The organism is Paraglaciecola aquimarina (assembly GCF_032464635.1).
GTDB classification, from domain to species: domain Bacteria; phylum Pseudomonadota; class Gammaproteobacteria; order Enterobacterales; family Alteromonadaceae; genus Paraglaciecola; species Paraglaciecola aquimarina.
On sequence record NZ_JAWDIO010000002.1, the window covers coordinates 4,031,763 to 4,044,921 of the forward strand.

Sequence of the window (13,159 nt, forward strand, 5' to 3'; positions counted from 1 at the left end):
AAACATCACATTAAATTTTCTTTAGTACCAAGCTTCCTATGGAATAGCCCGCGCCAAACGAGCACAGCAAACCATAATCGCCACTGTGCATATCTTGATGATGTAAATTAAACGCAATAATAGATCCTGCCGAGGCAGTATTGGCATAGCTATCTAACACAATAGGCGCTTCTTGCGCTGAAGGTTGACGGCCCAATAATTTACGAGTAATGAGTGTGTTCATGTTGATGTTTGCTTGGTGTAACCACCAACGATTTACATGTTCAGGTGTCAGGTGATGACGCGCTAAATGTTCAGAGATATGCGTTGCAGCCATTGGGCATACTTCTTTAAAGACTTTGCGACCTTCTTGATGAAACAGCTTGTCAGCTGCGAATGGGTCTACATCATTTACTCTGCTCACATAACCAAAGTTAGAGCGAATATTGTTCGAATAAGTGGTGACCGCTTTGGTGCTCAAGATTTCGAATACATGCTCAGCGCCTGTGGTGGCCGCGCTTTCTGCACTTTCAACCACCATTGCCGTGGCTACATCACCAAAGATAAAGTGACTATCTCTATCACAGTAATTCACTTGCGGTGACGTCAGCTCAGGATTGATCACCAGCACCGCTTTCGCCGTGCCCGCCGCAATCATTTCATAGGCCCTGTGCAGGGCAAACGTTGCAGCAGAACAGGCAACTAACATATCAAAAGCAAAACCTTCAATGCCTAATGCCCCCTGAACTTCAATTGCAATAGCAGGGTAACTGCGCTGGGTATAGGCGCATGCAACGATCACCGCATCTATATCACTGGGCTGCTTATTGGCCTCTAGCAGTGCTTTGTTGGCGGCAAACACCGCCATTTCTGCTTGATCAGAGATTTCATCGTCAGCACGCTCTGGTATGTTGGGACGCATCCGTTCAATATCTAACACACCGTCTTTAACGTACACGTATCGACTCTTTATACCCGATGCCTTTTGAATAAACTCAGCACTAGAGAAAGGTTTAGCAACTACCTCTTGGTTGTCGATTGCAGCTTGATTAGTACGGTTAAAGTTTTCGGCATAACGATTATATGCGTCAACTAACTCTTCATTTGAAATACTATGTGTAGGAGTCCACAAACCAGAACCACTAATTACCACAGATGATGTCATGTAAAATCCTAATTAAAATAAGCACTACGTCACGCTACAAAAATTTATCTAGGGACGCCTATTAAACACTTAAATAACAGCGATATAGCTAGCTTATCTTTTTGCAACAAAAAAGTCAGCTCGAAGCTGACTTAAAATGCCAGAAACCACCAGAGCACAGTCGTCCTCTAGCTTTATACAGATTTACTTAAACGTAGGAATGGGCATTAAAGGCGTAAGTAATTTAGCTAAATGCCGGAACAACCTCACTCTAGTTGTGCCACTGCGCCAAACCAAGCCTATTTCTCGAAAACCTCCTGCATCTGCTGGCATAGAAATTAACGCTGTTGAATGCAAAATATCATGGTTTATCGCCATTTCAGGCATAAACGTAAAACCCCGCTTACTATTGGCTAACTGAATCAAAGTATACAAACTACTGGCAGCTAACGAGCTAACCTGCTCGGTCTGTTTCAATCCACAAGCACTCACTGCGTGGCCAGTCATACAATGTTCTTGGTGTAACAAAAATACGCTTTGTTTGGGTAATGATGACATATCTAATGGGCTCATCAGTGACTCAGCGAGATCTTTGTGAGCGACTAAATGAAATGGGTCGTGGCCCAAGGCTAATTGTTTGCAATCAGGCGTTTCCATGGGTAACGCTAGCACTAATAAGTCCAAGCTCCCTTCATTCAGTTGAGTCAGTAAGTTAGCGGTTGTATCTTCTTGTAACTGCAGATTTATTTCTGGTAAGTTAACTGTCACTTGCTTGATAATCCCTTCAAACAAAAATGGCGCTATGGTAGGAATGACCCCCAATTTAAGTTGGCCAGCCTGCCAATCCCCTGCACTGTGAGCAAAATTAACCAGCTCATGAGCTTGAGTCAGTAGGACTTTACTACGCTCTACCAATTCCAAACCGAATGAAGTAAACACGAAAGTTTTGTGCTCACGTTCTAAGAGTTGCGAACCAAATTGCTCTTCTAAGTTCTGAATAGCGCTACTGAGGGTAGATTGACTGACATTGCATCGTTGAGCAGCCTTCACAAAATGTAACTCTTGATGCAATACCACTAAGTAATGTAAGTGTTTTAGATTAGGTAATTTCATGCTAAATAGAATCAGTTTAAGCGATTAATACCACTAGTTTACATCATTTAAATTGATTAATTATGATTTATTCAACGCTAGAACTTGTGTTCAACTCCAATCGCTAGCCAAGACTGCTGTGCATCTTGCTGTGCTCTTCGGTCGGTGAGCCATGCGTATATTTTACTTGATTTGGCTAACTTATAGTCGACCATCAGGCTCACACTATTATCACCTGATAACGTTTGATATTGGCCGCTAAGTTGCCATTTACCAATTGAATATTGTGAATTGAGCAAGATACCTGAGTCCGGATCACCTAGCTGATTATTCTTTTCCCTATGGGCTACCGCCCCAAATATCCAACTGCCCATTTTTGCTTTTGCCAATAGACGTTGTACATCAAAACCGTTGGCCTTTGACGCGTAGCCTACTGCCGCATACCAAGTTGACTTGTTTAGAGTGCGATCCCCATAATAAATTGTCGAAATAAAACTATCGTCACCTTTGGCTTTGTTCACGCGAACATAATTGAACTCAGCAGCAAAGCCGGTATTAAACACAGGGCTGATGTAATTAACTGAATCACTATATCGTTCATCACCTTGCCAAAGACCTTTCAGATCTCCTTCGTACCCATTCATAACATCAACAGGCGAGGTCACGTTTTTTAAACCGTTATTTTTTCGACCTACAAGCAACGTACCCAAATTGCCTGTTACACCTATGTATTGATCTCGAGATTGGATGGTTTTACTGCTTGTTAAGTCAGCTAAATCGATCCCCCATTCAACTCGATAGACTAACTGAGCGTCAGGGCTCATGTCGAATTCACCACTTACCCCTAAACGAGACGTGTTACTTTTGAATTCTGTCGAGTGACCATCGCCTTCATCGGCAAGTTGCGCAGACAGGCTCGCTTTGCCATAAATAACGTACGGTTGTGCAACGCCAAAAACAGAATAGCCCAATAAGCTCAAAAGCAGCAATCTAGGCGCAAAATGCATTGTGAATTTAATCCAGTTGATTGACATACATAGTAATTGTACGCCAAGTTTCAGCAATATTTAACGTTTATGATCAATTTATTATATATTAAGACTTTTTAGATATATTTATATACTTATTGTTTTCTAGCTATGTAACCCATTAGCTAGCGCCTTTAACACAATACTCTGGAGCGAGTTAGTCACTCAAGGTTAATAGCGCATTGGCCAATAAATGATTGTCGTAAAAAGGAGCGCTTTGCTGTGTTACCAATGGAATGTCAATCAATTGGATCCCCCACTTTTTCAATTCAACTTTTGGCAATTCACCACTATAGTGACCATTTTGACTGTCAATTAATATTACATTGAGTACTTTATGAGGTGCTATGTCGCTGTCAAAATCACTCTTTAATGTCTTAATTAAGACGCGAATACATTCAGCTAAGTCGGTGCCGAATTGCTCTGGATCTTGGCCTAAATTTGGCACATAAACTTTAGGCACATCACTCTTTGCGATGGCTTGCGCTACACCAGTTGGTAACAAATTAGCGATTAGACTTGTGTAAAAACTGCTCAGGTGGATAACAAATTAAATCAGCGTCACCTATCAAGCCTCGCGTGGTTTTTCTAACCTGACAATTGGCCGGCTCTATTTTCTCTAGCCCTTTATTTAAAAACAAAGAGCGTATAGGTGACTTAATGGGCGCCACTTCTTTGCCGGTTATGTTGTGTTGCCCTAGTATGGTTTTACCATTTTGTAGGGTAGCTCCTAGATGCAAATTTTCATTTACAACGGCTCGCACAACCCCCTGCACATTCACTAATTTTGAAAACAAAAAAATAATAGGATCTAACTTGTGATGATTATTAATGTAACCACCAGCTAACGTTAAATTACCAATATTTGCCCCTTTCAAATCAAACGTTTCGGGCATGTGCTGTAAAAACAAAACCAATTTATTACAAATTAACTTACGCATTGGGTGAGCAATATCCAACATCGATCGATCTTTGGCCATTGCTAGGTTTTCTAATCGCACTTTTAGTTGTTGCTGCGTTTCGTCGGTGGGAAGACGCATTTTGAATAGGGATTTAATTTCAGGGTGACCAAGTAAAGTATCATCAGCTAAAGCCATTAAACGACTACGCAAATCGCCAATAGCCGGCATCTGGAAGTTTTGCCGTAATTTTGCTGAACTTCCCCTGAATCAAATGGCGTGACAATATGGATAGAATTATGGGTATAACCTTTTAAGGTTTCACAAAAATTCGTTAATGCAGAGCCGCCAGAAAAAAACAACAATTTAGGTCCCAGCTCAGGATGCCGTTGAAAACGCATAATCTTAGTAGGATTAGGAATGGTAAGCGTACGTGTAATTCTAATTTTTTTCATATAACTCGTATTTTACTAAATAACGACGTTCAGGCGGAGCAAAAGTATATTGTCATTTTTACAAATTCCCACCACTAAATTGGCTAATTTTCATAAAAAATTAATATAAATCAACGTTGTAGTTTTCGCAATTTCGAGCATACTATACTCCCTACAAATGACACTAGCATGTCAAATTAATACAAATAACCTGATTGTATGAAAAGCCTACCGAAAAGTGTTTACGACAATTTAAACTTTTTAACCGTTGAAGTGGATTCACAACTCGCTCGATTACAGCAGTTTTTTGACCAACCTACATCAGCAGCCGCGCGCAGAATTTTAGATCGACTCGGTTACACCACAAATTTAAAAGCCAGGATCCACTCTAGTAGTGTGCAAGCATTATCAAAAGGCAAAAAAAATAATAGTGCGCGATTAAATTTACGCATGGCCGAATTTATAGCCACCGATTTAGAACGCATTACTGAGTTATGTTGTAACAGTGTGAAGCACCTAGATTACATCAGCGAATTGGCCCTGCTAAAGCCGGCTAGTTACATTGCCATGTTGGAAACATTACGCCACGAAATACGCAAAATACATAAAACCCTGACCAGTAATAACAGTCAATTGGCCATCACTATTGGCCAAGTAGAAGAGCAAATACAACAAAGTCGACAAAAACTAAAAAAATACTACACCGAACAACTCAAACAAAAAAACCATACCGAAGTGTTTATTCAGGGTTTGTTTTTGACCCATGAATTTAAACAAATGGGCGAATCATTGCGACAGATTAGCGAGTCAATTATTTCCGCCAACTTAGGGCAACCTATTAATTTTGAACGTTTTTTCTCACTACAATCACTAATAAGTGAACTGCCCAGTGAGGATGGTGAATTTAATATTGAACCCATTGCTGAAACCCGCTCTGGAAGTTCTATATCGGGTATCACTTCTTCTCATAAGGAGGAAAATGGGTTCGTTGCGATCTTTAAAGATGGACAGAAACGCAAGGTAAAAGAAGAAAAACAAGGTGTTCAAAGTTGGCACGACATCTATCCTGGACTTGCACCCAAAATACTCTCTTACAAAAAACGCGGAGAATCCGCGGCGTTGTTGATTGAGCACTTATCGGGTTACACCTTCGAACAGATTTTGTTAACAGAAAGTCCAGAGCTATTACAAGAAGCTCAACAACAACTTAGCAACACGTTAAAATCAGTGTGGCAAGCGACACGTACCAATAAACCCGTTTGTGCCAATTTTATTGCACAACTTGAAAAAAGAATGCCAGACGTTTACAAGATACACCCAGAGTTTCAGCGCCAAAATGCAGTGATAGGTGAGTTTGCCCTCCCCTCTTTTGAATTGTTGATGGCACAGGCTAAAACACTAGAGTCTACTGTGAGTTGTCCATTTTCTGTGTATATTCATGGTGACTTTAACCTGGATAATATTATCTATGACCCATTAGAAAAGAAAATAAACTTCATAGACTTGCACCGCTCAAGCCATATGGATTACGTACAAGATGTATCGGTATTTATGGTATCGAATTATCGCTTACAAATTCTCGACAAACATACCAGACAAAAAATTATGGCTGTCGCCCAAACCTTTTACAAAATGGCAAGACGCTACGCTGTACGAGAAAATGACAGTCTCTTTGATTTGCGGCTTGCACTTGGATTAGCGCGCTCTTTTGCCACATCTACACGTTTTATTTTAGACAAGTCGCTGGCAAACAGAATGTATTTGCGAGCCCAATATTTATTACAACTTGTGTTGTCTTTACCACCAGAAAAACACAGCAAATTTAAAATTCCCCTAAAGGAGCTATTCGTTGAGTAACTTAAAAATTGCGGTTGTTGGGATCCCATGAAAATGGTCTACCGAAGTGCTAGCCGATAGACTCGAGGCCAAAACAGGTTTTCGCTTAGTCGTTGATATGGCCGATGTAAAGTTAAACCTTACCACTCAAACACTTGAATCCAAAGGGGTTAATTTGACCCAACTGGACGGCATAGCAGTAAAAAAAATTAGTGCCGAATATAGCCCTAACACCATAGACAGATTAGAGCTACTGCGCATCGCCGAGGCGCAAGGGGTTAGAGTATTTAGCGGTGCAGAGCCGATGTTACGTTTAGTCGATCGGTTGAGCTGTACCGTCACGCTGCGCAATGCACACATTCCAATGCCCGACACCATAGTGACAGAATCAGAAAATGAAGCCCTAGCAGCAGTACGAGAGTTTGGCAGTGCAGTGTTTAAACCTTTGTTTTCAACTAAAGCTCGAGGCATGTGCGTTATAAAGGCCAACCAAGACGAGGCAAGCATTCGAAGTCAAATACAAGCTTTCAATCAAGATAACCCCATGATGTATATACAACGAAAACTTGATTTGAATGGTAAAGATTTAGGCATGATATTTCTTGCGGGCAAATACCTAGGTACATACGCCCGAGTGTCACAAAACGGCACATGGAACACCACCATCCACAGCGGCGGAAAGTACCAAGCGTATACGCCGTCAGCCGAGATAATAGAATTGGCAACGCGAGCACAAGCACCATTTAATATGGACTTTACCACAGTAGACGTAGCATTAACCGACAATGGCCCTATCGTTTTTGAAGTCTCTGCTTTTGGCGGATTTCAAGGAGCATTAGAAGGCGCAGGCGTGGATGCAGCCGAACTATATGCAACACACATTGTAGAACAACTCTCCATGCAAAAAGGCAATACATAATGAATTTGGAATTTGCAGACCTAGCAAAAAAGCTCGGTGCACAAGAACAACTAGTCAACAATACACTTTTACTAGAAATAGATAATTGCGTGATTCAAGTCAAAAGCAACTCAGATAAGTTGTTAACGAAACTCACTGAATACTTTGGCCACGTTGTCTGTACGCAAGGACAAGCCGATTTGACCATTTTAGCCATCGAAAAGCCTGCAGTAGACTTAGCTCTGCCTTTTAAAGATTGGCAAAGAGAAGCCGGAAAAACAGGCCGAAAAGATAGTTATTATGATTTAGCAGAGGCTAGAATTGTTCACAAAGTGAAAACCGGTATGTGTTTTATGCAAAGTGAAACAGTAAAACTGGCGTCGGGTCCTTGTATTAAAAATGACAATCAAGTGATTAACTTTATCAATAGCCAATATTTAAATTGGTTACAGCAACAAGGTTGGCAAAATTGCCATGCAGCCGCGCTAGAACGAAATGGCCAAGGGATTGCTATGGCTGGGTTTTCGGGCGGCGGTAAGTCGACCTTAATGCTGCATTTAATGGAATTAAGCGGCGCACGTTTTACCAGCAATGATCGCTTATTAGTAAAAAGCCAAGGGCAACAAACTATCGCCAAAGGTATCCCCAAATTACCTAGGGTGAATCCAGGCACAGTGGTCAATAACCCGCGCCTTAAAAGCATGTTTAGTGAACAGAAAATTGCCGAGCTGCAGTCCATGCCACTTGCCGAGTTATGGGACTTAGAAGAAAAGTACGATGTCTTTGTCGAACAAGCCTATGGCCCAAATCGCATTTGCCATACCACTCCGTTAAAAGCCTTTATTGTATTAAACTGGCACAGGGACAATACCGATCGCATGCAAATCAGCCAAATTGATTTGACTCAAAGGCGCGACCTATTAGCTGCGGTAATGAAATCTTCTGGGCCATTTTATCAATATAACGATGGTAGTTTTTATCAAGACTCAACAGAATTAAACGAAGAGGCATACTTGCAAGCATTGCATAATGTGCCAATTTATGAAGCCAGTGGTCAGGTAGATTTTGCGGCTTTGGTCGATTATTGCGACAGCAATTTGCTACCAGTTGAATAAAGGTACAAACACATTGTCTATTTTACATTGCGCGATTATACGCCATGGTAATTATCAGCAACTAGCTCATACACCTAGTGCGCTTCAGCCATTCCCTTTAAATAGTCAAGGAAAACAACAAGCGCTAGCAGGGGCCAAGGAATTGGCTAGCTTACTCGATAAACACGAGTGCATGTTAGCACCGCAAGTTGACAGCTCCAACCTATTACGCGCCTGGCAAACCGCGACCATTTTCATCGATGAATTGCAGCAGTATTTTACATCTACACCAACACTTAGCGGCTATGATGCATTAGCCGAACGCAGTGTAGGCAGTGCTGCCAACTTATCTATCGAGCAAATAAACGCCATTCTAGCCGCCGATCCACGTTTCCCTGCCCCACCGGAAAACTGGAAATCAGATAGCCATTACTGTTTACCCTTACAAGGCGCTGAATCTTTGCTACAGGCAGGGCAAAGAGTCAAACAACACCTAACAGACTGGGCTAACGCTTCTGCCGCCACCACAACTAGCAAAACCGTAAAATTATTTTTTGGCCACGGGGCGGCGTTTCGGCATGGAGCCCATCATTTAGGATTATTACCTTTCGATAAGATCGCAGCTTTGAGCATGTATCACGCTAGACCCATCATGTTTAAAGTAGAAGACGGTCAGTTTTCTCACATCGATGGTAGCTGGAAGATTCGTCAGGCAACAGACATACCGATAGATTAAGAAATTTATTTTGAGTTTCATTTAACTGTAATCAAGATGTAATATAAATATCGTCAATATTTTTTCTTTTGACGTTTACTATGCCAAATACTGGTCTGTCTCACTATGTCCCTCATTTCGATGGCGTTAACCCTGCCACTCTTTCTCTGCCAGTACTGGCAGAGTATTGGCAGTTAGATGTCAAGCACTCTGGCAACTTGCTACGCACCAAAACCATTGAAAATAAAGTTGACTTGAGTCAACACCAAAGCTGGAAGTGGCCAAGTAAGCCACTGTATTTTATTTCTGATGCACATGCCGATGCTGAGGCTTTTATCGGATCTCTGGTGACCACTGGTACAGTTGTTAAAACAGGAGATGGAGCCACCGATTTTATGGTAAAACCATCTGCTAAACATGCGACTTTTATCATAGGTGGAGACTGTTTAGACAAGGGGCCAAGTAACTTAGCATTACTTGATGCCGTGCAACACCTTAGGCAAAGTCAGGTAAAAGTCAAATTGCTGGCAGGCAATCATGACATGCGATTATTGATGGGCCTGCAATCTTTGCGCTCAAAACGCAATGTACTAACTGACCATTTATTTGTACGCATGGGCAATAAAGTTGTACCTTTGCTAAAAGAAGTTTATCAGACTTATGTTCAGCACACGCCTTTACTTAACTCGATCCCAGATATTGACGAATGCAGAGCTCGTTTATTTCCCAAAGCTGATTGGTTTCAAAAATTCCCGTTAGCAGCCACTCAACTATCGGCAGGATCGATAGAGCGAGAATTAGAACGTATGCAAAACAAAGTCGCTTCGTTTGAAAAAAACTGCTTGAAAGCAGGATTAACGTTACGAGACGTTTATGCCACGGCACTCAAATGCCAGGACTTATTCTTAGAGCCAGAAGGTCACTATGCATGGTTTTTTGATTCAATGAAGTTAATTTATCGAAAAGGCGCATTTTTATTTCTGCATGCAGGCGTGGACGATACCATCTGTGAAGAAATAAAAAATGTGGGAATAAAAGATATCAATCAACAATTTAAGCAACTAATCAAGCAAGATTTATTTACCTTTTATTACGGCACATTAGCCAATTCACTGCGAACTAAATATCGTCCCGTTGATTTACCATTGACCGAAAACGGCGTAAAAACCTTTAAGCAACAAGGTTTGCACGTAGTCGTGCACGGCCATAAGAATCGCAAACAAGGTCAACGCATTGTCAACCAGCATGGCATCATGCATATTGAAGCAGATATTACATTAGATCGTAACTCTCGAAAAAAGAAGGCTTAAGCGGCATCGGAATGGGCGCCACCATCATTCATCCCAATCGGCGAATTATTGGGGTCAGTAATGACTATCCTTACGCCAAAGTATTCGATCCAGGCCATTATATTTAATCTAGGAAAATTCATGTTACAGAGTAAAAACACCTTTCGTCACGAATCATTGCAAGACAACAAGAGTATTCAAGACATATTGAAAGCAATTACCAAAGGTATTGGTAAAGGAAAGTTGGTATTTAGCGACGACAATGACAGCTTTGAAATACACCCAGAAGGTTTATTACAACTGAAAGTGACAGCATCTGAAGATGAAAGTCGTCATCGCTTGGACCTAAGAATAAGTTGGCAACCGAAGGAGCGGGTACTAGAAGAAAAAAACTTAAAAGTAGAATGAGCGTAAGGAAAGTGAAAAACATAGGGCGCAGAATAGAGTATTAACCAGCCCTGATTCAAAAATACCAGCCAAAATATCCGACGAGAACATTTATAACCCAAAAAATAAGGGGGATTTTAAATGTATTTCCCTAAAAATACTGTTAAATTAAATCTAAATCAGTAGGTTACCGTTATGCTTTGGTTAATAACGGTTTACTGTGGTAGAAATAAATAGCAGTTTTACTTTGTCCATTGAGAAAATAGGCAGCCTGCATATTTATTTAACTGTTAAATGTGGGAAGTTTATTGCTTCATTTAGCGGTTGTTTTTTACTTGGATATTAAAGGACTGTCAGGCGATCACATATGCAACCCATAACAAGGTTAGTGTTTATTTTATTATTCTCAACAATGTTACTTTTTCAAGTAAAGGTATCTGCGCAAGAAAACAACCTAGTCAGTGAAAGTCAATCCTTGCAAAAAATTGAGTTATTACAGGACAGCGTATCTGAATCACCACAACAGCAAGTCGTAACACTCTCCTCAATAATCAACACATGTCGCGAAAATGATTGGCAACAAGCTTACTTATACGCATCCATGTTAAAAATTGAATTACTTCTTGATATTGAACATGTTAATGAAGCAGAAGCGATATTTAGCCAACTAACTTCGACTGCCAATCAAGTATTAGACCCTGAAATATCCATACGCTTAGATGTTGCCCAACTTCGTATCAATGATGCAAAAGGCTTATTGCTTGATATAAAAAAGCTGCATGAAAGTTTGTTAGCAAAAGCTGATAAAATTGAATCACATAAACTAGCTGGGCAAGTTTATCTTGCAGTTGGCAATAGCCTATACAATAACTCCGATAATATTGGAGCCCTAAAAGCATTAAGAAATGCCTATACCGCCTACGAGACAGCCAATGATTTATCTGGTCTAGGTTATGTTTATAACACCTTAGCTAATGTAAATGGCGACCTGAAGAACAATGACATAGCCATCGAATATCTAGAAAAAGCGCTGACAATTTCCCGCACCCGTAACGACAAATTTTCGCAATCAATTAACCTCTATAATATTGGTAACACTTATATAATCATTGGCAACGCCAAAAAGGCACGAGAATACTTGGGACTGGCGATGCAAGCAAGTATACATATTAACGATGATATTGGCGTAAGTTGGGCGAAGAAAGCTTTAGCGGATATAGATATAGAAGAAAAAAATGGCAAAGTGCAATCAATTTATTCAGTGAGATTGAGCCTATCTTTGCTGAAAGTGGCACCACTGTGCCTCTATTTGAAGCACTGCTAGGACAGGCTAAAGCCTACTTAGCGTTAGAACAAATTGATTTAGCTAAACAAAAAGCAGCTGAAAGTCAGGACATTTTAGACAAGATGAATGTTCCTTATTATGAAGTAGAGCTATCTAACGTTTACGCCGACATTGCCTATGCTAAAAAAGAGTACCAACTAGGATTCGATATTTTAAAGCAAAATTTCGAATTTGCCCAAGAACTGAACTTAAAGGACAAAGAAAAAGCAGTAGAAAAATACCGCATTCAATTCGATAGTGAAATCAAAGAAAAAGAAAATCAGACTCTATTGACGGAAAATAAACTCAAGAACCTACGAATAGAGCAGCAAAATTCACAGCAAGAATTATGGTGGTTAATCGCCGGCATTAGTAGCTTATTGCTAATAGCGGTCGTAGTTATGCTGGCTGTGCAAATAAGAAACCGCAACCATTTTAAATCAATAGCACTGAAGGATTACTTAACCGATTCGCCCAATCGCCGTTCCATACTCAAACAGGCTAAACTGTATTTCTCTGAAACTAATCAGACCCAGCAAAGCTTAACGGTTGGCATAATCGATATCGATAACTTCAAATTACTAAATGATAAGTATGGCCATGATGTAGGCGACCATGTACTGATTGCATTTGCAACGGCGAGTAAAAGAACCCTGAGAAAAGATGACAAATTTGGTCGTTATGGTGGAGAAGAATGGTTATTTGTGTTTGTGGATACAACGCCAGAAGAAATACACCTTATTTTCGACCGACTTCGAGATGAGTTTAATCGATTAATCCAACAGAAGCAGGAGGTTTATGAGCCTGTCACCTTTTCAATGGGAGCAGCTACATTTGATAAAAGTATAGATATAAGCTTATTTAGCTTAATCAATCGGGCCGATAAAAACCTTTATACAGCAAAAAGATTAGGTAAGGATCAAATCTCATTTTGAAATAACTGTGGGGTTGCCGTTAAAACACAAAAACTCACACGATAAAGCGACCATCAATGTATTCGTTCAAAGCCAGAGTGGTCGTAATATCCACAGCTTACATTC

Annotated in this window: 13 protein-coding genes and 1 pseudogene; 8 read left to right on the top strand and 6 right to left on the bottom strand. The window is 40.5% G+C overall.

Translation table 11 applies throughout. The features are described from left to right. Positions 1–10: 10 nt before the first annotated feature. From RS130_RS19850 to RS130_RS19875, 6 genes are all read right to left on the bottom strand, one after another. Positions 11–1,144, bottom strand: a complete 1,134-nt coding sequence (locus RS130_RS19850) for a beta-ketoacyl-ACP synthase III (RefSeq protein ID WP_316027357.1) — start codon at positions 1,142–1,144, stop codon at positions 11–13. Positions 1,145–1,327: 183 nt separating this feature from the next. Further along, positions 1,328–2,236: a hydrogen peroxide-inducible genes activator gene (locus RS130_RS19855; RefSeq protein ID WP_316027358.1), complete on the bottom strand. Its 909-nt coding sequence runs from the start codon at positions 2,234–2,236 to the stop codon at positions 1,328–1,330. A 77-nt stretch (positions 2,237–2,313) separates the two neighbouring features. After that, the gene (locus RS130_RS19860) at positions 2,314–3,249 is read right to left on the bottom strand and encodes a porin (RefSeq protein ID WP_316027359.1); all 936 of its coding nucleotides are present in this window, start codon (positions 3,247–3,249) and stop codon (positions 2,314–2,316) included. 151 nt (positions 3,250–3,400) lie between these two features. Further along, complete coding sequence (locus tag RS130_RS19865; RefSeq protein ID WP_316027360.1) at positions 3,401–3,748, bottom strand: CofD/YvcK family protein; 348 nt, start codon at positions 3,746–3,748, stop codon at positions 3,401–3,403. Position 3,749: 1 nt separating this feature from the next. After that, positions 3,750–4,373, bottom strand: a complete 624-nt coding sequence (locus RS130_RS19870; protein WP_316027361.1) for a 2-phospho-L-lactate transferase CofD family protein — start codon at positions 4,371–4,373, stop codon at positions 3,750–3,752. Continuing rightward, the gene (locus RS130_RS19875) at positions 4,340–4,597 is read right to left on the bottom strand and encodes a hypothetical protein (RefSeq protein ID WP_316027362.1); all 258 of its coding nucleotides are present in this window, start codon (positions 4,595–4,597) and stop codon (positions 4,340–4,342) included. Before RS130_RS19875 ends, RS130_RS19870 begins: the two co-directional genes overlap by 34 nt. A 198-nt stretch (positions 4,598–4,795) precedes the next feature. On the opposite strand from RS130_RS19875, the gene RS130_RS19880 reads away from it, so the two are divergent. The 8 genes and pseudogenes from RS130_RS19880 (at position 4,796) to RS130_RS19915 (ending at position 13,054) form a co-directional block, all read left to right on the top strand. Continuing rightward, complete coding sequence (locus tag RS130_RS19880) at positions 4,796–6,433, top strand: phosphotransferase (protein ID WP_316027363.1); 1,638 nt, start codon at positions 4,796–4,798, stop codon at positions 6,431–6,433. 43 nt (positions 6,434–6,476) lie between these two features. Next, positions 6,477–7,331: pseudogene (locus RS130_RS19885) on the top strand (GAK system ATP-grasp enzyme); the annotation flags it as partial. Continuing rightward, complete coding sequence (locus tag RS130_RS19890) at positions 7,331–8,425, top strand: HprK-related kinase B (RefSeq protein WP_316027364.1); 1,095 nt, start codon at positions 7,331–7,333, stop codon at positions 8,423–8,425. The pseudogene RS130_RS19885 and the gene RS130_RS19890, both read left to right, overlap by 1 nt. Further along, positions 8,418–9,140 (top strand): histidine phosphatase family protein, encoded by a 723-nt coding sequence (locus tag RS130_RS19895; RefSeq protein WP_316027365.1) that lies wholly within the window; start codon positions 8,418–8,420, stop codon positions 9,138–9,140. Before RS130_RS19890 ends, RS130_RS19895 begins: the two co-directional genes overlap by 8 nt. Positions 9,141–9,220: 80 nt before the next feature. Next, entirely contained in the window at positions 9,221–10,429 is a 1,209-nt protein-coding gene (locus tag RS130_RS19900) for a metallophosphoesterase (RefSeq protein ID WP_316027366.1), read from the top strand. A gap of 120 nt (positions 10,430–10,549) precedes the next feature. Further along, entirely contained in the window at positions 10,550–10,816 is a 267-nt protein-coding gene (locus RS130_RS19905) for an amphi-Trp domain-containing protein (RefSeq protein ID WP_316027367.1), read from the top strand. Positions 10,817–11,162: 346 nt separating this feature from the next. Beyond that, the gene (locus RS130_RS19910; RefSeq protein ID WP_316027368.1) at positions 11,163–12,119 is read left to right on the top strand and encodes a tetratricopeptide repeat protein; all 957 of its coding nucleotides are present in this window, start codon (positions 11,163–11,165) and stop codon (positions 12,117–12,119) included. After that, on the top strand, positions 12,095–13,054 hold the full coding sequence (locus RS130_RS19915; protein ID WP_316027369.1) for a GGDEF domain-containing protein: 960 nt from the start codon (positions 12,095–12,097) through the stop codon (positions 13,052–13,054). Before RS130_RS19910 ends, RS130_RS19915 begins: the two co-directional genes overlap by 25 nt. Positions 13,055–13,159 lie beyond the last annotated feature (105 nt).